20 protein-coding genes are annotated in these 20,483 nt (G+C 64.5%); 14 read left to right on the top strand and 6 right to left on the bottom strand.

Features of this window, described 5'->3' with window-relative positions:
• Positions 1 to 10 precede the first annotated feature (10 nt).
• The 10 genes from ilvB (at position 11) to cobA (ending at position 10,805) form a co-directional block, all read left to right on the top strand.
• Complete coding sequence (gene ilvB, locus Q1M04_RS06355) at positions 11 to 1,729, top strand: biosynthetic-type acetolactate synthase large subunit (protein ID WP_297998141.1); 1,719 nt, start codon at positions 11 to 13, stop codon at positions 1,727 to 1,729.
• The gene (gene ilvN / locus Q1M04_RS06350; protein WP_295756276.1) at positions 1,726 to 2,292 is read left to right on the top strand and encodes an acetolactate synthase small subunit; all 567 of its coding nucleotides are present in this window, start codon (positions 1,726 to 1,728) and stop codon (positions 2,290 to 2,292) included. Before ilvB ends, ilvN begins: the two co-directional genes overlap by 4 nt.
• Positions 2,273 to 3,292 carry a ketol-acid reductoisomerase gene (gene ilvC / locus Q1M04_RS06345; protein WP_293279528.1) on the top strand — a complete coding sequence of 340 codons (1,020 nt, stop codon included), beginning with the start codon at positions 2,273 to 2,275 and terminating at the stop codon, positions 3,290 to 3,292. The genes ilvN and ilvC overlap by 20 nt, the downstream gene beginning before the upstream one ends.
• Before the next feature lie 64 nt (positions 3,293 to 3,356).
• A complete protein-coding gene (locus Q1M04_RS06340; protein WP_297998164.1) occupies positions 3,357 to 4,658 on the top strand; it encodes an ATP-binding protein in 1,302 nt (433 codons plus the stop codon).
• Positions 4,655 to 5,080 (top strand): DUF523 domain-containing protein, encoded by a 426-nt coding sequence (locus Q1M04_RS06335; protein ID WP_297998170.1) that lies wholly within the window; start codon positions 4,655 to 4,657, stop codon positions 5,078 to 5,080. The genes Q1M04_RS06340 and Q1M04_RS06335 overlap by 4 nt, the downstream gene beginning before the upstream one ends.
• A gap of 104 nt (positions 5,081 to 5,184) precedes the next feature.
• Positions 5,185 to 6,729: a nitrite/sulfite reductase gene (locus Q1M04_RS06330; RefSeq protein ID WP_366131777.1), complete on the top strand. Its 1,545-nt coding sequence runs from the start codon at positions 5,185 to 5,187 to the stop codon at positions 6,727 to 6,729.
• Between the two features lie 71 nt (positions 6,730 to 6,800).
• A complete protein-coding gene (locus Q1M04_RS06325) occupies positions 6,801 to 7,736 on the top strand; it encodes an ABC transporter substrate-binding protein (RefSeq protein WP_297294318.1) in 936 nt (311 codons plus the stop codon).
• Entirely contained in the window at positions 7,702 to 8,721 is a 1,020-nt protein-coding gene (locus Q1M04_RS06320; protein WP_297998184.1) for an iron ABC transporter permease, read from the top strand. The genes Q1M04_RS06325 and Q1M04_RS06320 overlap by 35 nt, the downstream gene beginning before the upstream one ends.
• Entirely contained in the window at positions 8,714 to 9,478 is a 765-nt protein-coding gene (locus Q1M04_RS06315; protein WP_297998198.1) for an ABC transporter ATP-binding protein, read from the top strand. The genes Q1M04_RS06320 and Q1M04_RS06315 overlap by 8 nt, the downstream gene beginning before the upstream one ends.
• A gap of 1 nt (position 9,479) precedes the next feature.
• Positions 9,480 to 10,805, top strand: a complete 1,326-nt coding sequence (gene cobA / locus Q1M04_RS06310; RefSeq protein WP_297998206.1) for a uroporphyrinogen-III C-methyltransferase — start codon at positions 9,480 to 9,482, stop codon at positions 10,803 to 10,805.
• Here cobA and Q1M04_RS06305 read toward each other — a convergent pair.
• From Q1M04_RS06305 to spoVAD, 3 genes are all read right to left on the bottom strand, one after another.
• Complete coding sequence (locus Q1M04_RS06305; RefSeq protein WP_297998209.1) at positions 10,802 to 12,136, bottom strand: MATE family efflux transporter; 1,335 nt, start codon at positions 12,134 to 12,136, stop codon at positions 10,802 to 10,804. The genes cobA and Q1M04_RS06305 overlap by 4 nt on opposite strands.
• A gap of 50 nt (positions 12,137 to 12,186) precedes the next feature.
• Positions 12,187 to 12,627, bottom strand: coding sequence for a MarR family winged helix-turn-helix transcriptional regulator (locus tag Q1M04_RS06300; RefSeq protein WP_297294321.1), 441 nt, complete (start codon positions 12,625 to 12,627; stop codon positions 12,187 to 12,189).
• A 155-nt stretch (positions 12,628 to 12,782) separates the two neighbouring features.
• A complete protein-coding gene (gene spoVAD / locus Q1M04_RS06295; RefSeq protein WP_293279510.1) occupies positions 12,783 to 13,799 on the bottom strand; it encodes a stage V sporulation protein AD in 1,017 nt (338 codons plus the stop codon).
• A 179-nt stretch (positions 13,800 to 13,978) separates the two neighbouring features.
• On the opposite strand from spoVAD, the gene Q1M04_RS06290 reads away from it, so the two are divergent.
• A complete protein-coding gene (locus Q1M04_RS06290; protein WP_295756285.1) occupies positions 13,979 to 14,659 on the top strand; it encodes a TIGR00266 family protein in 681 nt (226 codons plus the stop codon).
• Positions 14,660 to 14,854: 195 nt separating this feature from the next.
• Here Q1M04_RS06290 and Q1M04_RS06285 read toward each other — a convergent pair whose 3' ends face one another.
• The 3 genes from Q1M04_RS06285 to Q1M04_RS06275 all read right to left on the bottom strand — a co-directional run bounded on the left by Q1M04_RS06285 (position 14,855) and on the right by Q1M04_RS06275 (position 17,721).
• Positions 14,855 to 16,369, bottom strand: coding sequence for an O-antigen ligase (locus Q1M04_RS06285; RefSeq protein ID WP_297998230.1), 1,515 nt, complete (start codon positions 16,367 to 16,369; stop codon positions 14,855 to 14,857).
• A gap of 10 nt (positions 16,370 to 16,379) precedes the next feature.
• Positions 16,380 to 17,396, bottom strand: a complete 1,017-nt coding sequence (locus Q1M04_RS06280) for a glycosyltransferase (RefSeq protein ID WP_297294323.1) — start codon at positions 17,394 to 17,396, stop codon at positions 16,380 to 16,382.
• A 151-nt stretch (positions 17,397 to 17,547) separates the two neighbouring features.
• A complete protein-coding gene (locus Q1M04_RS06275; RefSeq protein WP_293279502.1) occupies positions 17,548 to 17,721 on the bottom strand; it encodes a hypothetical protein in 174 nt (57 codons plus the stop codon).
• A 245-nt stretch (positions 17,722 to 17,966) separates the two neighbouring features.
• Here Q1M04_RS06275 and Q1M04_RS06270 point away from each other — a divergent pair, with 245 nt between their 5' ends.
• The 3 genes from Q1M04_RS06270 (at position 17,967) to Q1M04_RS06260 (ending at position 20,446) form a co-directional block, all read left to right on the top strand.
• The gene (locus tag Q1M04_RS06270) at positions 17,967 to 18,557 is read left to right on the top strand and encodes a hypothetical protein (RefSeq protein WP_297998235.1); all 591 of its coding nucleotides are present in this window, start codon (positions 17,967 to 17,969) and stop codon (positions 18,555 to 18,557) included.
• A 180-nt stretch (positions 18,558 to 18,737) separates the two neighbouring features.
• Complete coding sequence (locus Q1M04_RS06265; RefSeq protein ID WP_204790736.1) at positions 18,738 to 19,073, top strand: hypothetical protein; 336 nt, start codon at positions 18,738 to 18,740, stop codon at positions 19,071 to 19,073.
• Between the two features lie 92 nt (positions 19,074 to 19,165).
• Positions 19,166 to 20,446: a DNA glycosylase AlkZ-like family protein gene (locus Q1M04_RS06260; protein WP_297998246.1), complete on the top strand. Its 1,281-nt coding sequence runs from the start codon at positions 19,166 to 19,168 to the stop codon at positions 20,444 to 20,446.
• The last annotated feature ends 37 nt before the right edge of the window (positions 20,447 to 20,483 follow it).

The raw sequence follows: 20,483 nt of genomic DNA, 5'->3' as shown, positions 1-20,483 counted from the left end.
GAGTGCGCCTATGAAAATCAGAGCGACCGCGGCCATCATGGAGTGCCTGCTGGAGCAGGAGGTGGACACCGTCTTCGGCTATCCCGGCGGCACCATTTTGAACGTCTATGACGAGCTGTACCGTTACCAGGACAAAATCCGCCACATCCTCACCGCCCACGAGCAGGGGGCGGCCCACGCGGCGGACGGCTACGCCCGGTCTACCGGGAAGGTCGGCGTGTGCTTCGCCACCTCCGGCCCCGGGGCCACAAACCTGACTACCGGCATCGCAACCGCCTATCTGGATTCCTCCCCGGTGGTCTTTCTCACCTGCAACGTCACCGAGGCCACGTTGGGCAAGGACGCCTTCCAGGAGGTGGACATCACCGGCATCGCCATGCCGATTACGAAAGCCACCTTCTTAGTCCGGGACCCGGCGGCGATTCCCGCCGTCATGCGCCAGGCCTTCGCCGTGGCCGCCAGCGGGCGGCCGGGGCCGGTGCTCATCGACTTTTTGAAGGACGTGACCTTCCCCAGCGTGGAGATTGAATATGAGTTCGTCCCCTGGCGGGAGAACCGGGGCTGTGCCGGAATGCGGGAGCTGAACCGGGACCACGAGCTGAAAAAGCCCACCCCCAACCAAGAGGACGTGGACATCCTCTTAGAGATGATTAAGCAGGCCCAGCGGCCCTTCGTCATCTGCGGCGGCGGCGTGGTGCTGGGCCGGGCGGACAAGGAATTCAAGGCGTTTGCCGAAAAGCTGGACGCCCCGGTAGCCATCAGCCTCATGGGCGGCGGCGGCTTCTCCGGAAGCCACCCCCTGACCACCGGCATGATCGGCATGCACGGCTCCAAGGCCTCCAACACCGCCTGTGACGAGTGTGATCTGCTCATCGCCGTGGGCTGCCGCTTCTCCGACCGGGTGGCCCTGAACCCGGCGACGTTTGCCCGCCAGGCCAAGATTGTCCAAATCGACATCGACCGGGCGGAGATTGACAAAAACGTGCTGACGGACCACCACATCATCGGCTCCGCCCGGCGGGTGCTGGCCATGCTGAACGAGAAGCTGCCCCAGTACGACCACAGCGAATGGAAGGCCCACATCCTGCCCCTCCGGGCCCCGTCGGTGGCCGAGGACAGCGACCACCTCACCCCCCAGCAGGTGCTGGAAACCATCCGGCTCCAGATGCCCGAGGACGCGGTGGTGGCCACGGACGTGGGCCAGCACCAAATGTGGGCCATCAAGTACCTCCACTTCCAGTACCCCGGCCAGATGCTCACCTCCGGCGGCTTCGGCACCATGGGCTTTGGCCTGGGGGCCGCCATCGGGGCCCAGACGGCCCACCCCGGCAAGCGGGTCTTCCACATCACCGGGGACGGGTGCTTCCGCATGAACTGCCACGAGCTGGCGACGGTCCAGCACTACAGGCTGCCCATCATAACCGTGGTCTTTAACAACGGCACCCTGGGCATGGTCCGCCAGTGGCAGAGCCTCATCTACGGAAAGCGCTACTCCGAAACCACCCTGGACCGGGGGCCGGACTTCGTGAAGCTGGCGGAGGCCTATGGCATCCGGGGCTTCCGGGTGAAGAGCAAGGAGGACATGGAAAAGGCCCTGGCCCAGGCCCTGGCGGCCCGGGAGCCGGCGGTCCTCGACTGTATGCTGGACATCGACGAGATGGTCCGGCCCATGGTGGCCTCCGGGTCCGAGATTACGGATTTCCTGCTGAGCGAAGGAGGAGAGTCATGAGAAAGCAATGGGACACGGAGAAGAAGCTCTACACCCTCTGCATCCTGACGGAGGACACCCCCGGCATCCTCAGCCAGGTGGCGAGGCTCTTCTCCCGGAAGGGCTATAACATCGAGTCCATTGTCTCCGGCGCCACGGACCGGCCCCACACCGCCCGCATCTCCATCGAGCTGCTGGCGGACGAGCTGGTGGTCAACCAGCTGGCCACTCAGTGCCGCAGGCTCCTGGGGGTTCAGGCGGTGAAGATCTTCGACGAGGAGACCTGCATCCGCCGGGAGATTGCCCTCATCAAGGTCCGGGCGGCGGACCACGGCACCCGGGACGAGATTATCCAGATGACCAACATCTTCCGGGGCCATATCATCGACGTGGACAAGGAGTCCCTGACGGTCTGGGTCTTCGGCTCCCAGAGCAAGAACGCGGCGCTGATTCAGATGCTGGAGGACTTCGGCATCCTGGAGATTGCCAAGACGGGTACTATCGCCATCGAAAGAGGGCGTAGCACGATATATGACGAGAGCAAATTGAAGGAGGAATATGAATATGGCAAGAATGTACTATGAAAAGGACTGCGACCTGGGCAAGCTGGACGGGAAGAAAATCGGCATCATCGGCTACGGCTCCCAGGGCCACGCCCATGCCCTGAACCTGAAGGAATCCGGCTGCGACGTGTGCGTGGGCCTGCGCCAGGGCTCCAAGAACTGGGCGGGCGCCGAGGCGGCGGGGCTGAAGGTTCAGACCGTGGCGGATACCGCCAAATGGGCCGATATCATCATGATTCTGGTGAACGACGAGGTCCAGGCGGACGTTTACAAAAACGACATCGCCCCCAACCTGGAAGCCGGGAACCTGCTGATGTTCGCCCACGGCTTCAACATCCACTTTAAGCAGATTGTGCCCCCCGCCGGGGTGGACGTGGCCATGATCGCCCCCAAGGGCCCGGGCCACACCGTCCGCTCTACGTATGTCAACGGCAAGGGCGTGCCCTGCCTCGTCGCCGTGGAGCAGAACGCCACGGGGAAGGCCCTGGATCTGGCCCTGGCCTATGCGGCGGGCATCGGCGGCGCGAGAGGCGGCGTCATGGAAACCACCTTCCAGGATGAGACGGAGACCGACCTCTTCGGCGAGCAGGCCGTCCTCTGCGGCGGCGTGGTGGAGCTGATGAAGCTGGGCTTCGAGACTCTGGTGGAGGCGGGCTATGCCCCGGAGAACGCCTACTTCGAGTGCATCCACGAAATGAAGCTCATCATCGACCTCATCAACAAGGGCGGCGTGGCCATGATGAACTACTCCATTTCCGACACGGCGGAATACGGCGAATACGTCTCCGGTCCCCGGATTCTCCCCTATGAGGAGACCAAGAAGAACATGAAGGCGGTGCTGGCGGACATCCAGGACGGCGTGTTTGCCGGGAAGTGGATTGCCGAAAACAAAAACGGCCGGACCTTCTTCAACGCCAAGCGCCGTCAGCTGGCCCAGCACCAGATGGAGACCGTGGGCGCGGAGCTCCGGCGCAACATGCTCTGGGGCGACGATACCGACCCCGATACCGCCTCCAATTGATTGCTCAGCTTCCGAAAAGCGCCGCCTCCCCAGGCGGCGTTTTTTCAAGAAAGGATTGACCGCTATGAACCGTATCCTTCCCCACCTCATTCTTTACAGCGATTTAGGGCCGGACAGCATCCTGGTCCGCCTGGCGGAGATTATCCGGGAGTGCAAAACCGGCGGCGCGAAGGAGCCTTTGCTTCTGCGCGCCAACGCGGAGGTCAAGCGCATCCTGGACCTCTCCACCGCCTGCGGTTTTGACGAAAATCTCTGGCAGTGCTATCTCACCTGGGTCCTCATGACCAACGAAAACTCCTTCACCCGGACCTGCGAGCGGGTGGGCGCCACGGAGGGCGGCAGCGTGAACCGCTTTGCGGAAAGCGACTTCGCCGTTTTCCACCAGCTCTTCCACTACGATTTTTCCGAGCTGGAGCGGTACCTGCTGACAGATTGCTTTTCCATCCTCACCGCCTACCACGCCATCCCCAAGCGGGAGCGGACCTATAACCGGGACGTCAGCGCCCAGGTCCTGGCCCTCCGGAAGGCGCTGTCGGAGGCGGAAAACGGGCATGAGATGTTCCAATTGGTGACAGACTATTACAAGCGGTACGGCTACGGCGTCTTCGCCATGAACCGGGCCTTCCGCATCCGGCGGGAGGATGGGCTGGAGTTTCTGCCCATCAGCAATGTGGACGGCGTGCGGCTGGAGGATCTTTTGGGCTATGAGAGCCAGAAGGCGGAGCTGCGCCGGAATACGGAGGCGTTCCTGGCCGGGAAGCACGCCAACAACGTGCTGCTCTACGGCGACGCGGGGACGGGAAAATCCACCAGCGTCAAGGCCCTCATTAACGAGTACTACGACCGGGGTCTTCGCATGATCGAGATCTACAAGCACCAGTTCGGGGAGCTGTCCCGCATCCTGGCGGAGATCAAAAACCGGAACTACCGCTTTATCATCTTTATCGACGACCTCTCCTTCGAGGAAAACGAGGTGGAATACAAGTTCCTCAAGGCCGTCATTGAGGGCGGCGTGGAGACCCGGCCGGAGAATGTCCTCATTTACGCCACGTCCAACCGCCGCCACCTCATCCGGGAGACTTGGAACGACCGGCAGGATATGGAGCACCACGGGGACATTCACCGCTCCGACACCATGGAGGAAAAGCTCTCCCTGGCGGCCCGGTTCGGCGTGACCATCAACTACAACGCCCCCAGCCCCAAGGAGTTCCAGGCCATCGTCAAGGCCCTGGCGGAGCGCCAGGGGATTCAGATGGACGAGAAGGAGCTGATGGTCAAGGCCAACGCCTGGGAGGTCCGCCACGGCGGCTTTTCCGGCCGGACGGCCCAGCAGTTCGTCCACTATCTGGAGGGGCTGGCGGAATGAAGGTGCTGGTCAGCGCGTGCCTCTTGGGAGAGAACTGCAAGTACAGCGGAGGGAACAACCTGTGTCCCGGACTGCTGGACTGGCTGAAAAAGGAGGGCCATGAGGCCGTGCCCGTCTGCCCGGAACAACTGGGGGGCCTGCCCACGCCCCGGACTCCGGCGGAGATTGTGGGCGGCGCGGTCACCACCCGGGACGGGGAGGACGTGGACCAGGCTTTCCGCCGGGGAGCGGAAGCGGCCCTGGGCATCGCCCGGCGGGAGGGCGCGGAATTGGCCGTGCTCCAGCCCAGGAGCCCCAGCTGCGGCGTGAAGCAGGTTTATGACGGCACATTCAGCGGGCGGAGAGTCAGCGGACAGGGCGTCTTTGCCAGGCTGCTGGCGGAGAGCGGCTTCCCGCTTCTGGAACCCGAGGATCTGCCGTGAAAACCTGAAATAGGGGATTGCGGTCGGGCCCGTCCCTGTGGTAAAATAACCTCCGTGATTAGAATCCGCCGCTGGGCGGACAGCTTGAAAAAGGGCGGTGTGTGATGATGGACCAGAAATGGCTCCAGACCTACCGAGAGGAGATTGAAACCTTCTCCGGGAAAATCCGGGATTTCCAGGAGGGCAAAATTGACAGGAAGGACTACAAGGGCTGCTCCGGCGGCATGGGCAGCTATGCCCAGCGGGACGCGGCGAAGCACATGCTCCGCCTGCGCCTGCCCGCCGGGCGGCTGACCTTGGAGCGGCTGAAATTCCTGGCGGATACCGTGGAGAAGTACCAGGTCCGGCGATTGAAGCTCACCACCTGCGAGACGGTGCAGCTCCACGACCTGGCGGCGGAGCAGGTGCCCGCCATTATGGAGGAGGCCGCCGCCTGCGGCATCCTCTGCCGGGGCGGCGGCGGGGACAACCCCCGGAACGTCATGTGCAGCCCCCTCTCCGGCGTGCAGGAGGGGGAGGCCTTTGACCCGTCCCCTTACGCGGCGGCGGTGACGGACTACCTTCTCTCCGTCTGCCGGGAGATTCACATGCCCCGGAAGCTGAAAATCGCGTTCTCCAACGGCGCGGACGACTCTGTCCACAGCGCCTTCCGGGACATGGGCTTCCGGGCCCAGGCGGACGGGACCTTCTCCCTCCGCATCGCCGGGGGCCTGGGGGCCATGGGCCACCGCATGGGCGTGCTGGTGGACGAGGCTGTCCAGCCTGGAGAGGTCCTTTACTACGTCAAGGCCATGGTGGACACCTTCTGCCGGCACGGCAACTATGAGAACCGGGCCAAGGCCCGGACCCGCTTCATGCAGGACACCCTGGGCCCCGAGGGGCTTAAGGAGGCGTTTTTGAAAAACGTGGAGTCCGCCAAGGCGGAGGGAGGGCTGGAACTGCCCCGGCTGGAGGCCCTGGCCGATGTCTGCGGGGGAGAGGAGACGCTGGAACACCCACGGGCCATCCGGCAGAAGCAGCCGGGAATGTATACGGTGAAGTACCACCCCGTGGGCGGCCTCCTGCCGGCGGAGAAGCCCGCCCGGCTGTACGCCGCCATCAAGGACCTGTGCAACGCGGAGTGCCGGGTGGGACCGGACGAGACTTTGTATATCATCAATCTCCCCGCCGCCGGGGCGGAAAAAGTCCTGGCCCTTACGGAGGACGGGGCGAAGACGGAGTTTGAATACAGCGTGGCCTGTATCGGCGCCACAGTCTGCCAGCAGGGCGTCCGGGACAGCCAGGGGCTGCTCCGGGCCGCGGTAAGCGCGGTCCGGGAGGCGGGCATCCCTGACGGGGCCCTGCCCAGGATTCGGATCTCCGGCTGCCCCTCCAGCTGCGCCGCCCACCAGGCGGGGACCATCGGCTTCCAGGGCGGCGTGCGCCTGGAGGACAAGAAGCCCCAGCCCGCATTCCGCCTGTTCCTGGGAGGCGGCGACGCCCTGGACGAGGCCCGTTTCGGCGAGGCGGGCGCGGTAATCCTGGAGAAGGATATCCCCGCCCTGCTGGTGGAGCTGGGAAGGGCCGCGGCGGCGCAGGGACAGAGCTGGGCCCAGTGGTCCGAGACTCACCGGGAGGATTTGAACGCCATTGTGGCGAAGTACGCCTGATACGATTTTGACGGAAAGGAGGCGGGCCTGGGGTCCGTCTCCTTTGCCGCTTGATGGGAGAATGGAAAACCATGAAACGCCTTTGCCTGCTGCTTGCGCTGCTGCTGCCGCTGACCGCCTGTGGAGCGCCGGGGAAACCGGCCGGAGATCCGCCGCCTTCTGAAAAGGCGGTAACCTTTACGGATGACCTGGGACAATCGTTTGCCCTGGAGCCGCCCCGGAGGGTGGCGGCTATGATCGGCAGCTTTGCCGACATCTGGTGCCTGGCCGGGGGGCGGGACAGCCTCATCGCCGCCGCCGGGGACGCCTGGACCTCCTTCGATCTGGGACTGGGGGAGGACGTGGCGGACCTGGGGGCCGTGAAGGAGCCGAATCTGGAGGTCCTGCTGGCGGCGGAGCCGGATTTGATTCTGGCCAGCGTCAATACCGCCGCGAACCTGGAATTGAAAGATACCTTCGCCCAGGCGGGGCTGAACGCCGCCTACTTCGAGGTGGACTGCTTCGACGACTACCTGCGGATGCTGGAAATCTGCACCCGCCTCACGGGACAGCCGGAGCGGTACGAGATCTATGGGATCGCCGTCCGGGCCCAGGTGGACGCGGCGGTTGCCCGGCAGGACGGCAGCGCCCCGAAGGTTCTCTATGTCCGGGCCAGCGGCAGCAGCTGCAAGGCCAAGGGCAGCGAGGGCAGCGTCCTGGGGGAGATGCTGGCGGCGCTGGGCTGCGTCAACATCGCCGACAGCGGGGGGCTGCTGGAAAATCTGAGCCTGGAGGGCATCATCGCCGGGGACCCGGACTATATCTTCGCCGTGCTTCAAGGGGCGGACGCCGCGGCGGCCCGGAAGTCCCTGGATGCCGCCCTGCTCTCGAACCCCGCCTGGGGGACTCTCCGGGCGGTGCGGGAAGGGCGGTTCATCACCCTGGACCACAAGCTTTACAACCTGAAGCCCAACGCCCGCTGGGGGGAAGCCTATGAAGGACTTGCGGATATCCTCTACCCGAACTAAATATGCCCTCCCGGCCCTGGGGGCGCTGGCGGTCCTCTCCGCCCTGCTGAGCCTGTGCCTGGGGGCGGTCCCCCTGGGGCCGGGAGAGGTCTTCTCCGCCCTGGCGGGGAGGGAGAGCGGGGCGGCGGCTCAGATCGTCCTCTATGCCCGGCTGCCCCGGACCTGCGGCTGCCTTCTGGCGGGGGCGGCGCTGGCGGCGGCGGGGACCATCATCCAAGGGGTGCTGGGAAATCCCCTGGCGGCGCCCAACGTCATCGGCGTCAACGCCGGGGCGGGGCTTTGTACGGCCTTGTGCGCCGCCCTCTGGCCCGCCCGGACGGCGGCGCTTCCCTTCGCCGCCTTTTTGGGCGCCCTGGGGGGCGTTGGGCTGGTGCTGGCCATCGGGACCCGGACCGGCGCGTCCAGAATGACCCTGGTGCTGGCGGGGGTGGCGGTGTCCGGCATGTTCAGCGCGGGCATCGACGCCGTGCTGACCTTCTTCCCCGACGCGCTGAACGGCTACACGGACTTCCGGGTGGGAGGCGTGGCGAACCTCTCCATGGGCCGGGTGGCCCCGGCGTTCTGGGTGGCTTTGACGGCGCTTTTCCTGGCGTTGTCCCTGGCGGGGGAGATGGACGTGCTGCTTTTGGGGGAGGAGACCGCCCGGAGCCTGGGGCTTCCCGCCCGGCGGCTGCGGCTGGTGCTGCTGGCCCTGGCGGCGGCGCTGGCGGGGTCGGCGGTGAGCTTCGCGGGGCTTTTGGGCTTTGTGGGCCTCATCGCCCCTCACATGGTCCGGCGGCTGGTGGGGGAGGACAGCTCCGCCCGGCTGCTCTGGGCGTCCGCCCTGGGGGGCGCGGCGCTGCTGACGGTATGCGATATTTTGGCCCGGACGCTGTTCGCCCCCTATGAGCTGCCGGTGGGGGTGGTGCTGTCCCTGCTGGGCGGGCCGTTTTTCCTGTGGCTTCTTCTGCGGCAGAGACGGGGAAGGAGGCGCGGGCATGCTTGAGGCGAGAAATCTCTCGGCGGGCTATCCGGGCCGGGCGGTGCTGGCGGGCGTGTCCCTGGCGGCGCGGCCCGGGCGGGTGCTGGCGCTGCTGGGGCCCAACGGCTGCGGAAAGAGCACGCTGCTGCGGACCATGGCCGGCCTTCTGCCGCCCCTGGGCGGGGAGGTGCTGCTGGACGGAAGGCGGGACTACAGCCCCCGGCAGGCCGCCCAGCGGGTCGCCTATCTTCCCCAGTCCCGGACGGCGCCCAACATCACGGTCCGGCGGCTGGTTCTCCACGGGCGGTTTCCCTACCTCTCCTATCCCCGGCGCTATGGCCGGGAGGACTATGAGGCGGTGGACCGGGCCCTGGCGGCGGCGGACGCCTTGGATTTGGCGGATCGGCCTTTGCCGGAGCTTTCCGGGGGACAGCGGCAGAAGGCCTACCTCGCCATGGCCCTGGCCCAGGAGACGGAGGCCATTCTCATGGACGAGCCCACCACCTTTTTGGACATCCGGCACCAGCTGGAGGTCCTGGCCCTGGTCCGCCGCCTGGCGGAGGAGGGGCGGGGGGTGGTGCTGGTCCTCCACGATCTCTGCCTGGCCCTGACCGCGGCGGATGACGTGGCTGTGCTGGGGGAGGGACGCCTGCTGGCCCTGGGCGGGCCGGAGGCGGTCTATCAAAGCAAGGTGCTGGAGCGGGTCATGGGGGTCCGGCTGGACCGGAGCGAAGGGCCCGGGGGGCGGCGCTATTTCTGCCAACTGCCGGAGGAGGGCTGACATGGGGTATTTTCCGTTTTTTATGGACCTGGAGGGCCGGGAGGGCCTGGTCGTAGGCGGCGGGGCCGTGGCCCTTCGGAAGCTTCAAAAGCTGCTGCCCTACGGCCCCCGGCTCACCGTGGCCGCGCCGGAGCTGCTGGCGGAAATCGAGGCCCTGCCGGGGCTGACGCGGCTCCGCCGGTCCTTTGCGCCCGCGATGCTGGAGGGGAAAGGCTTTGTGATTGCCGCCACGGATGACCGGGAGGTGAACCGGGGGATTGCGGCCCTCTGCCGGGAGCGGGGCATTCCGGTGAACGCGGTGGATGACAAGGAGCAGTGCACCTTCCTGTTTCCCGCCCTGGTGAAGCGGGGGTATTTGACCGTGGGCGTCTCCACCGCCGGGGCCAGCCCCAGCGCCGCCGCCTGGGTGGGGCGGCGGGTTTCGGAGCGTCTGCCGGAGGACTTCGGGGAGCTGCTGGACTACCTGGCCTCCCTGCGTCCCATGGTCCAAAAACGGGTGGCGGAGGAAAACCGCGCCGCCGTGTTTGCCCGGCTGTTTTCGGATTGTATGGAACAGGGCTTTCCCCTGAAGGAGGCCGCGCTGGCGGCGGTGCTGGAAGGTGCGCCCGGGATGGGGAAGGTCTATCTGGTGGGCGCGGGCTGCGGGGCGGCGGACCTGATTACCGTCCGGGGCCTGCGGCTGCTGGAGCGCTGCGGGGCGGTGGTTTACGACGATCTGCTGGACCAGGCGCTGCTGGACGCGGCCCCGGAGGGGGCGGAAAAAATCTATGTGGGCAAGCGGCGGGGACGGCACTCCATGGCCCAGGAGGACATCAACGCCCTGCTTATTGCCAAGGCCCGGGAGGGAAAACAGGTGGTCCGCCTCAAGGGCGGGGACCCCTTCGTCTTTGGGCGGGGCGGGGAGGAGGCCCTGGCCCTCCAGGCCGCCGGAATTGCGTGGGAGTATGTGCCCGGAGTTACCTCCGCCGTGGCTGTGCCGGGGGCGGCGGGGATTCCCGTCACCCACCGGGGGGTGGGCCGGAGTTTCTGCGTGGTTACGGCCCGCACGGCGGATTCGGCGGACGGACTGCCGGAGAATTTGGAGGAGCTGGCCCGGCTAGGGGGGACGCTGGTGTTTCTCATGGGCCTGTCCCGGCTGGAGGAAATCGCCCGGGGGCTTACCGGAGCCGGACTGCCGCCGGATACCCCCGTTGCCGTGATCGGCGGAAAAAACGCCCCCCGGACCATCCGGGGGACGTTGGGAGACATCGCGGAGCGGGCCCGGGAGGCCGCGGCCCCCGCCGTCATTGTGGTGGGGGGCACGGCGGGAATGGAGCTTCGGGGTTAGCCGCCGTAGCCGTAGCGCCTGCGCTGGGTGAGGAGGAACAGGATGGTTACCGCCAGGGTCAGGACTTCCGCCGCCGTCACCGCCAGCCAGATGCCGTCCAGCCCCAGGAAGAGGGGCAGGACGAAGATGGCCGCCGTCTGAAAGAGGAGGGTCCGCAGAAAGGCGATGGCGGCGGAGAGGACGCCGTTTCCCAGGGCGGTGAAAAAGGCGGAGCCGAAGATGTTGAAGCCCATGGCCAGGAAGGACAGGGCGTACAGCCGGAAGCCCCGGGCGGTGAGGGCCAGCAGGTCCGCGTCATAGCTCACAAAGATCCGGGACAGGGGGAACGCCATGCCCACGGCGGCGGCGGTGAGCCCGGCGCAGCCCGCCAGCATCAAAAGGAGGCTCTTGCGCAGGAGGCTTCGCAGCTCCTCCTGGTTTCCCGCGCCATAGTGATAGCTGACAATGGGGCCCGCGCCGATGGAGTAGCCCATGAAGACGCCGATGAAGATGAAGTTCACGTACATGATGACCCCGAAGGCCGCCACGCCGTCCTCCCCGATGAGGCGCATGAGCTGGAAGTTATAGAGGATGCTGACCAGGGAGGTGGAGAGGTTCCCCATCATCTCCGAGGAGCCGTTGGAGCAGGTCTGGGCCAGGACCCGGCCCTCCAGTCTGGTTTTCGTCAGGCGGAGAGGGGTCTTGTTGGGCAGGAGGAAGTAGACTAGGGGCACCACGCCCCCCACCAGGGAGCTGGCCACCGTGGCGATGGCCGCCCCGGCCACGCCCCAGGGCAGGACCCCCACCAGAAGCCAGTCCCCCACCATGTTGGTCAGGCCCGCCGCCACCGTGAGCCACAGCCCCAGCTTGGGCCGCTCCGCCGCCACGAGGAAGCTCTGGAACATATTTTGCAAAATAAAGGGCACCAGGGCCAGGGAGAGAATGCGCCCGTAGCGGACGGCAAGGGGAAGCATTTCTCCTGCGGCCCCCAGAAGGAGGCAGAGGGGCTCCATGATGAGCTCCGCCAGAACCGTCAGCACCGCGCCGGCGAGGACGCCGGCGGCGACGATGAGGGAGAAGTAGCGGTTTGCCCGGGGCAGGTCCCCCTCTCCCATGGTGCGGGCCACCACGGCGCTGCCGCCGGTGCCCAGCATGAAGCCCACCGTGGCGAAAATCATCAGGGCGGGCATAATGAGGTTCACCGCCGCGAAGGCGGTCTTGCCCGCGTAGTTGGAGACGAAAACGCCGTCTACCACGCCGTAGATGGAGGTGAAGATCAGCATGACGATAGTGGGGAAGGTGAAGCGCAGGAGCTTGGCATAGCTGAAATGCTCGGATAAACGGATGTGCATAGGGAGTTCCTTTCTCTTTATATCAGGGGCCGCCGGGGATTCCGGCGGTTTTATGGTTTGGGAAGGGAGGCCGCCGCCTTTCGGAAGAGGGAGAGCCATTTCTGGGACAGGCGGATCATATCCCGCAGCTCCTCCTCGGTCAGCCCCCCGGCAGCGGCCCGCTCGGCCGCCATGATGGGAAGGACTTTTTCACGGACCAGCTCCTGGCCCTGAGCCGTGAGGAAGAGGGAAACCTCCCGGCCCTCTCTGGGACGGAGGGAGAGAAAGCCGTCCCGCTCCAGCTTCCGGACGGAGGAGTGGACGGTCTGCTTGCTGATAGAGACTTGACGGCAGATGTCCTTCTGCGTGCAGCCGTCCCCTCGCTCCACCAGGCACCACAGTACCCAGAGGGCGCTGTCCGACAGGCCCAGGGCCTGGGCCAGGGTGTGGTAAAATTCATCAATTTGGTGGTCGGCCTGGAGGTATTCCTGAAACAGCGTGTAATGGTCCATGTGCGGGCTCCTTATTATGGTATGAAATCGGACTTGCTGAGGACAAATGGTAGTATAGTCTGATTTCATACCAAGGTCAACCGTGAATCCGCACAAGGATACTGGGGAACTCCCTGCAGGATATGTAGAAAGGGGCCCGGAATCCGGGCCCCTGGTTACTTTGCGGTGGAGATGCAGAGGGCGTGGCAGATGGAGGGGATGGACTCTCCTTGAAAGCTGGAGGTGGGGGAGAGCAGGGCCCCGGTGGGGGCGAAGACGATTTTCTTCCATTTCCCCTGGCGCATACCGGAGAGGAGGTAGCCGTTGAGCACCGAGGCGGAGCAGCCGCAGCCGGAGCCCCCGGCGTGCATGTCCTGCTTTTCCCGGTCGTAGAGGAGGAGGCCGCAGTCCTGGAAGTGCTCCCCCATGTCGATGCCGTCCTTGGAAAAGAAGTCCCGGACGATGGCGTGGCCCAGCTCCCCCAGGTCCCCGGTGACCACCAGGTCGTAGTCCTGGGGCTTGGTTTTTGTGTCCTGGAAAAAGGCGGAAAGGGTGTCGTAGGCCGCCGGGGCCATGGCGGCCCCCATGTTGTTGGCATCCGCGATGCCTTTGTCCACGATTTTTCCGCAGGTGACGTGGGTGATATAGGGCCCCTCCCCCTGGGAGGCCAGGATGGTGCACCCGGCGGCGGTGGCGGTCCACTGGGCGGTGGGGGTCCGCTGGTTGCCGTAGGGCACGGGCATCCGGTATTGGCGCTCCGCCGTGCAGAAGTGGGAGGAGGTCATGGCGGCGGCTTTTTCCGCAAAGCCCCCGTCAATGGCCATGGCCGCCAGGGAGAGGGATTCCCCCATGGTGGAGCAGGCCCCGTAGAGCCCGTAGAAGGGCACGCCGAACTCCCGCAGGCCGAAGGAGGAGCCGATGCACTGGTTTAAGAGGTCCCCGGCGAAGATATAGTCCAGGTCTCCGGGCTTGAGCTTAATCTGGTCCAGGGCCCGCTGGAGGACCCGCTTCTGCATGGCGGACTCCGCCTTTTCCCAGGTCTTTTCCCCGAAGAAGGAGTCCTGGTCCAGCTCGTCGAAGTGCTCCCGCAGGGGGCCCTCCCCCTCCAGCTTGCCGCCGATGTTGGCGTAGGAGATGACGGAGGGGGGATGCTCCAGGGCGACGGTGCGGCGCCCGATCCGTTTGTTGTTCATAGCGCGCCTCCTTGTGGCAGTGGTGTTCCTCCTAGGATGCCCGCGGGAGGGCGCTTTATGCGGGAGAAAAAGGCAAAAGGTGTCCTCTTTGCTTCCGGCTCTTGCGGAGAAAAGGGGACTTTGCTATAGTAAGATATAACAAACCCTGAAGGGGGATAAAACGAAAGGAAGTGTGCGGGATGAACTATGAAATCAAGGGCGAGCCCATGCCCGTGGTGATCTGCGATTTGAACGCCGGGGAGACGATGATTACGGAAAAGGGGTCCATGGTGTGGATGAGCCCCAACATGGAGATGCAGACCTCCGCCGGGGGCAGCCTGGGCAAGGCCTTTGGGCGGATGTTCTCCGGGGAGTCCATGTTCCAGAACCTTTACACCGCCAAGGGCGCGCCGGGCATGATTGCCTTTGCCTCCAGCTTCCCCGGGACCATCCGGGCGGTGGAGATCGGGCCGGGCAAGTCCATTGTGGCGCAGAAGTCCGCGTTCCTGGCCTCGGAGCAGGGGGTGGAGCTGTCCGTGTTCTTCCAGAAGAAGATGGGAGCGGGCTTCTTCGGCGGCGAGGGCTTCATTATGCAGAAGCTCTCCGGCCGGGGGATCGCCTTTTTGGAAATTGACGGCTCCGCCGTGGAGTACGACCTGGCCCCGGGCCAGCAGCTGATTGTGGACACCGGAAATCTGGCCATGATGGACGAGACCTGCTCCATCGACATCCAGTCCGTCAAGGGGGTGAAAAACGTCCTCTTCGGCGGGGAGGGGATGTTTAACACCGTGGTCACAGGGCCGGGCCATGTGGTGCTTCAGACCATGCCGCTGAGCGCCTTCGCCGGGTCCATCGCCTCGGTGCTGCCCAGCAAGAGCTGAGGGAAATGGGCTTTTGTGTATCCTGCATGGGGTGTGGTATGATCCATACAGCCAAAAATTGAGTAAAATCTCTGTCATGCAAAAGCGGGTCCCCGGAGAGCTGCGCCTCTCCGGGGACCCGCTTTTTTTGTGCGTGCAGCCGTAGGGGCGGACACACAGGTCCGCCCCTACGACATGAACCTTCGAATCGGGTATTTATGTGTTCTCCATGCAGAGCTTCGCTCCGCCCAGGGCCACGGCGAAGACAAACCAGAAAATGCACATCACCCGGGGATAGTTCCAGAGGTAGTCCGCCAGACCGCAGACCAGGGCCCCGCAAAGAGCTGCACAGGCGGCGGCGGTGATGGTCCTGGCGGCTCCGCCGGCGCAGTGCCGGACGGCGTGGGCCGCCCGCTTTACGCCCCAAAGGGCGGAACCCACAAAGCCCACGAAGCCTAAGACCCCCATCTCCGCCCAGACCTGGATGTAGATGTTATGGGAGTGGACGAAGGGGGTTCGGGCGTGGTAGAAGTTCAGCAGCTTCACGTAGCGCTGGACGGCGGCGGTGCCCAGGCCCGCGCCGGAGAGGGGGCGGCGGGTGATGACCTCCAGCCCCGCCTTGAACAGGGGAAAGCGGCTGTTGGTGGAGGAGTCGGAGGCGTCGAAAATGGTGAGGATGCGGTTCCAGATGCTGCCCGGGAGGAAGGGCACCGCCAGGAGGCACAGGGCGAAAAAGAGAGGCAGCAGCTTGGGCTTCCAGAGGAAAATCATCACCACCATGGCACAGGCAATGCCGATCCAGGCGGCGCGGCAGTAGGTCATGCCCAGGGCGGCGGCGCCCAGGACAAAGGCCGCGGAGGCCGCCAGCTTGGAAATAAAATGCTTGGAGCACAGAATCAGGGCCAGGGTGAGGGGCAGAAGGAGGATCAGCACCTCGGCGAAGGTGTTGGGGTTGTCGAAGAAGGAGAGGACCCGGCTGGGCATGTCGGCGTTCAGATCCATGTCCACATAGGACTCGTTGACCTCCAAGCCGGAGAGACGCTGGAAAATGGCGTACAGGGAGGAGACGGCCACGCAGCCGGAGGCCCCCGCCGCCAGGCGCTTGAGCTCCTCTGCGGAGCGCAGGGCGCTGACGGTTACCAGCACGCAGAGGGCGGCGGAAATGTGGTAGACGAGGAACCGGGTGGAGGCGTTTCGGGTCAGGGAGAAGACCACGCCCAGGACCACCGCCCCAAAGAAGAGGACGGGGAAGAAGCCGATGGCCTCCACATCCAGCCTCCGGTCCCCCCGGCCCATGGCCCCGGCGTGGAGCAGGAGCAGGAGGAGCAGGAAGGCCATGAGGGTGTAGGCGTTGTTCCAGTACTCGTAGGGGATGATCCAAAGGAGGAGAATCAGCCAGCCCTCGGCCACGGCGGTCTCATCCCCCAGACGGAAGGCCAGCTGGGCGAAGAAGCTGGTTTCAAAGGTCCCCTCCAAAAGCAGGTAGAACTTGCGGAGCAGACGGCCTGGCAGGTTCACCAGGCGGCTGAAAAGCTTGCAGGCCTGGCTGTCCGGCCAGGAGCGGGCAGCGGCCCCCTCCCGGCACAGGGGGCGGAGAATGGCGCTTTCCTCTATCTGGCGGCTGCACCAGGCCCCCAGCCGGACGGCCAGGCGGTGCAGAGCGCTGTGCTGATAGGCGGCCAGGAGCAGGGACAGAAGATGGCAGAGATAGCTTTCTTTTAAAAGAGTCATGGCGTTTTCCTCAAATGCGGTTTTTCAAACGGTAGAGCTGGGTCAGGGTGAAGAAGTGCTTTCCCCGGACCAGGTTCGCCACCATCTGCTTGTTGGGGCTGAGGCCCGCGGGAGCGATTTCGCGAATGGCCTTTTGCATCTCCGGCCGCTGGCAGAACTCCTTGACGGCCTTTTGCCGCTGGCGGATGGATTTGGGGTTGTCCCGGGCGTACTCGTTGCCCACGGCAATCAGAAGGCCCGCCCAGTTGGAGCTCTCCCGCCACTGGGGCCGGAGGGACTCCAGGCCGTACTTGGAAACCAGCGCCTCTTTCCGCTCCATGAAGCGGGCGAAGACCTGAGGGAAATTCTTCATGTAGTGGTGGGTGGCGGACTCCCCGTGAAGGAAGTAGCGGTAGAGGGGCTGGTCCGTCACCGCCAGGGTGCGGGCGTTGCAGAAATACTCCAGGACGAAGAGCTCGTCCTCTAAATAAGGGCCGTCGAAGGCAATGTGGTTTTTGCGGATGAGCTCCGTGGAGAAGAGGTAGCAGACGCTGTAGCCGTTGAACACCGGCTGGGTCAGGCGATCCCCTGTCAGGGGAAGGACCAGCTTCTCGCGGATCTCGGCCCCGCCGTAGACCCCGGCGGGGAGCTGGGCCTGGACGGACTGCTTCCCGCCGGGCCAGAGATAGGTAAGGCCGCAGGCGGCGGCGTCCGCGCCGGACTGCTCCCGGAGATTCCAAAGGGTTTCCAGAGCCTGGAACTCATAGCAGTCGTCGGCGTCCAGAAAGGCAATATAGTCCCCCTTGGCCTCGTTGATTCCCAGGTTCCGGGCCTCGCTGACGCCCTGGTTCTTCTTCCGGTGAAAGACGCGAACCCGATTGTCCTTGGCGGCGAAGTGGTCGCACAGGGCGGCGGAGCCGTCGGTGGACCCGTCATCCACCAGGATGAGCTCCCAATCGGAAAAGGTCTGGCGGGCTACGCTGTCGAGACAGCGGTGCAGGAACTTCTCCGCCTGGTAGACGGGGACGATGACAGAGATACTGGGCATAGGCGACCTCCATGGGGTCCGGCGGCGGCGTTTAACCTTAAATTAAAGAGGGGGCCTTCCCGCGGAAGGCCCCCTGCCATGGCAGCGGCTGCCGGAATATAAAACCATTGTACCCCATTTACAGCGGAAGGTCAACGGCTTTTCCGACAGCTTATGAAACCGGCCGGGCTTCATCGGGGGGACTGTCCCAGGCCGTTTCCTCCAGAAAAAGCTCCTCCGCCTGCCGCTGGGATTCCAGCAGGGCCTCCCGCAGCTGGAACAGGGTCCGTTCTGCGTCGGTGACGGCGTTAAACAGCAGCAGGTATTCTTTGGAAAGTGCGGTCATAGCAGGTCTTCCTTTCTGATGAAACACAAAATGTAGCTGGGTTCTATGGATATGATACACAAGAAGCGGAAAATAACTTGTCTGAATTTGTCGAGGGAAATGGAAAAATGCAAAAGCAGGAAATCTTGACGGGAAGGAGGGCGTAGAGTATGCTTAAAGCGGCGAAAAAGCGGGCTTTCCGCCGGATAGGCCGGAGATTATTCAAATGCGCCGGGGAAGGGAGCTCCGGCGGTCAGGAGGAGTTTATGCCGGGACATGAAAATCGAACCAGGCAGGAGCTCAGCGCCGCCCTGCGGGCGCTGCTGAGGCAAAAACCGCTGGACCAGCTCCGCGTCCGGGAACTGACGGAGATGTACGGACTCCGGCGGCAGTCTTTTTATTACCACTTCAAGGATGTTTACGACCTTTTCGCCTGGACTGTCCGGCAGGAGCGTGTCTTATTGACAAACCGCCTGGCGGACTGCATCACCTGGCGGCAGGCCTTTTTGGATTTGCTGGACAGGGCCGGGGAGGAGCGGGCGTTTTACCGGGCGGTTCTGGAGCAGGGCGGCCAGACGGGGCTGGGGGAAATGATCCCTTTGGAAGAAGTATTGAAAGCGGTTCAGGCTTATTATCGGAACCGATGCGGCGCGCCGCCGGATCAGGAGGCGGCAGAGCGGGAACGGCGATGGGGCCGGGCCTTGCTGCTGTCCCTGATAGAGAGCTGGGTTCGAAACGGCGAGGTTTTGCGGCCGGAGGAGTTGGCGGACGCGCTGGAACAGGCGGCGGAGCGGAGCGCGGCGGGAGCCATGTGGCAGACCTTACAGGAGCGGGGCGATTGGAATCCAATGCCCTGATGGGCGGAGCATGCAAAGAGGACGGGTTTTCCCGCCCTCTTTTTTCATTCAGTCGACACAAAACGGGAGGATTTTGACAATTGTTTCAATTATGTCCAAAATTAGACGGTTTTTACAAAATTGTCCCTTTGGTAAAAGCGCTTGCCTATTTATAATCGAACCATAACAGGAAGTGATGCTGTGAAAAAAGTCTGTTACACCGTTATACTGCAAAGCCAGTTGGGCCCCCGGGCAGGAGAGCTGCTGCTTTTGGAGGAGGCGGGAACCGTCTCCGGGGAGCTGCGCCTGCTCAGCCGCCGGAACCGTTTTTCCGGCAGCGTGCTGCAAAGCGGCAAATATCTGATTTCCGGCGCACTGCGGTGCCAGGTGGATAAAGAGCCGTATGACGCCATCTTTACCGTGCGTCAGGGCCGTCTGTCCGGCGGGCTGGTGACCCGGCATGGCTGCTGGGATCTCACGGGCGTGGAGCGATTCGGCGCCCGTGGAGAGGGAGAGGAAACCGCCGGCGGGGGATAAGGCCGATTTGACAGGCGGGATTGGAAGTTATTTCAAAAAGTCCGCCCGACTTGTCAGATGAAAATAACTTAACGCTGGGGGGGAAGGAGCACATGGAGGAAAAGAACCGACGGTTGGACGAAACCGCCCTGCGCCGTCTGCTGGAGCAGGAGCAGACGGGACCGGAGGCGCTGGTGCTCCGTCTTGCCTGGCTGGAGGGGCTGACCCGGGAGGAAATCGCCGCCCTGACTTGGGATCAGATTTCCTTCCTGGATAACAGGCTGGAGCTTCCGGGCCGGATGGTGCCCCTGGACCAGGAGATGCGTGCGTTCCTCTGGAAGCTTCAGGAGGCCCGGGAGGCCCGGGGGGAACCGGGGGACCCGCATGTTCTCCTCTCCGCCCGGGAGCGGAAGCCGATGCGGCTGGAATCCATTTCCCGAATTGCCCGGCTGGCCTTGGACCGGGGCGGGCTGAAAGGTGTGCGGTTGCTGGATCTGCGCTATGACTGGATCATCCGCTGCCTGGACCGAATGGACTGGCCTGAGGCTGCCCGGGTTAGCGGCGTGGAGGTTGCGACTTTGCAGCTCCGCTTTTCCGCCAGCGCCCCGGCCAGAAAAGCGCCGAAGTCCCCGGCCGTCCAGGTGGACGAGTTTAAGCTTTGGAAGCTTCTCCAGGCAGAGCGGGACACGGCGGCGGGCCTGGCTATGTGGATGGGCTGGCAGCTGGGCCTCCAGGCCCAGGAGATGATCGCGCTTACCTGGGAGCAGGTGGATTTCCAGGAGGGGGTTCTTCATCTGCCGGACCGAAGCGTGGCCATCACCAGCGCCCTCCGGCGGATTTTGGAGGAGGAACACCGCCGGAGGGACCCGGAGGAGGACCCGCATGTCCTCCTGACGGAGCAGTCCCGAAAGCCCCTGGACCTTCCCCGGCTGTCCCGGCTCACCCGGGCCGCGCTGATCCGGGGCGGGCTGGAGCGGGCAACCCTCCGGGACCTGAAACGGGACGACTGCCGGGATATAGAGGATGAGCGCATCCTCCGGCAGGCCCTGGAGCAGGGCTTTGTCTCCCGGGGAGACGTGTCGGAGCTGCTGAGCCTGTCCAAGACTGCTACATACGCCCGCCTGCGCCGCTTGACGGAGCACGGGCGGCTGGTCCGCGTGGGGGGCAAGTACTACCTCCCCGGCACCGTGGTTCCGCCGGAGCGGCACCGGGAGGCCATCCTGGAGTATCTGGCCGGGGCGGGCTTCGCCTACCGGCAGGATATCGTAGACCTCCTTCACATCCAGCCGAAGCAGTGCACCCTGGTGCTCCACCGCATGGTGGAGGAGGGGGCCCTGGTCCAGCTGGGGCAGAAATACTTCCTCCCGGAGCGGGAGAAACGAAAAGCCGAATAACTTTCTTGGAAGCCGGGGGCAGGGGCGGAGCGTTTCG

Source organism: uncultured Oscillibacter sp. (genome assembly GCF_950073225.1).
In the GTDB taxonomy this organism is placed as follows: Bacteria; Bacillota; Clostridia; order Oscillospirales; family Oscillospiraceae; genus Oscillibacter.
Note: the sequence above shows the minus strand (reverse complement) of the source record. Positions and strands in the feature narration are given on the sequence as shown.

What these genes read in the sequence shown, in the direction of transcription:
- ilvB (WP_297998141.1), top strand. Translation starts at nt 11, where the DNA reads ATGAAAATCAGAGCGACCGCGGCCATCATGGAGTGCCTGCTGGAGCAG.
- ilvN (WP_295756276.1), top strand. Translation starts at nt 1,726, where the DNA reads ATGAGAAAGCAATGGGACACGGAGAAGAAGCTCTACACCCTCTGCATC.
- ilvC (WP_293279528.1), top strand. Translation starts at nt 2,273, where the DNA reads ATGGCAAGAATGTACTATGAAAAGGACTGCGACCTGGGCAAGCTGGAC.
- Q1M04_RS06340 (WP_297998164.1), top strand. Translation starts at nt 3,357, where the DNA reads ATGAACCGTATCCTTCCCCACCTCATTCTTTACAGCGATTTAGGGCCG.
- Q1M04_RS06335 (WP_297998170.1), top strand. Translation starts at nt 4,655, where the DNA reads ATGAAGGTGCTGGTCAGCGCGTGCCTCTTGGGAGAGAACTGCAAGTAC.
- Q1M04_RS06330 (WP_366131777.1), top strand. Translation starts at nt 5,185, where the DNA reads ATGATGGACCAGAAATGGCTCCAGACCTACCGAGAGGAGATTGAAACC.
- Q1M04_RS06325 (WP_297294318.1), top strand. Translation starts at nt 6,801, where the DNA reads ATGAAACGCCTTTGCCTGCTGCTTGCGCTGCTGCTGCCGCTGACCGCC.
- Q1M04_RS06320 (WP_297998184.1), top strand. Translation starts at nt 7,702, where the DNA reads ATGAAGGACTTGCGGATATCCTCTACCCGAACTAAATATGCCCTCCCG.
- Q1M04_RS06315 (WP_297998198.1), top strand. Translation starts at nt 8,714, where the DNA reads ATGCTTGAGGCGAGAAATCTCTCGGCGGGCTATCCGGGCCGGGCGGTG.
- cobA (WP_297998206.1), top strand. Translation starts at nt 9,480, where the DNA reads ATGGGGTATTTTCCGTTTTTTATGGACCTGGAGGGCCGGGAGGGCCTG.
- Q1M04_RS06305 (WP_297998209.1), bottom strand. Translation starts at nt 12,136, where the DNA reads ATGCACATCCGTTTATCCGAGCATTTCAGCTATGCCAAGCTCCTGCGC.
- Q1M04_RS06300 (WP_297294321.1), bottom strand. Translation starts at nt 12,627, where the DNA reads ATGGACCATTACACGCTGTTTCAGGAATACCTCCAGGCCGACCACCAA.
- spoVAD (WP_293279510.1), bottom strand. Translation starts at nt 13,799, where the DNA reads ATGAACAACAAACGGATCGGGCGCCGCACCGTCGCCCTGGAGCATCCC.
- Q1M04_RS06290 (WP_295756285.1), top strand. Translation starts at nt 13,979, where the DNA reads ATGAACTATGAAATCAAGGGCGAGCCCATGCCCGTGGTGATCTGCGAT.
- Q1M04_RS06285 (WP_297998230.1), bottom strand. Translation starts at nt 16,369, where the DNA reads ATGACTCTTTTAAAAGAAAGCTATCTCTGCCATCTTCTGTCCCTGCTC.
- Q1M04_RS06280 (WP_297294323.1), bottom strand. Translation starts at nt 17,396, where the DNA reads ATGCCCAGTATCTCTGTCATCGTCCCCGTCTACCAGGCGGAGAAGTTC.
- Q1M04_RS06275 (WP_293279502.1), bottom strand. Translation starts at nt 17,721, where the DNA reads ATGACCGCACTTTCCAAAGAATACCTGCTGCTGTTTAACGCCGTCACC.
- Q1M04_RS06270 (WP_297998235.1), top strand. Translation starts at nt 17,967, where the DNA reads ATGCCGGGACATGAAAATCGAACCAGGCAGGAGCTCAGCGCCGCCCTG.
- Q1M04_RS06260 (WP_297998246.1), top strand. Translation starts at nt 19,166, where the DNA reads ATGGAGGAAAAGAACCGACGGTTGGACGAAACCGCCCTGCGCCGTCTG.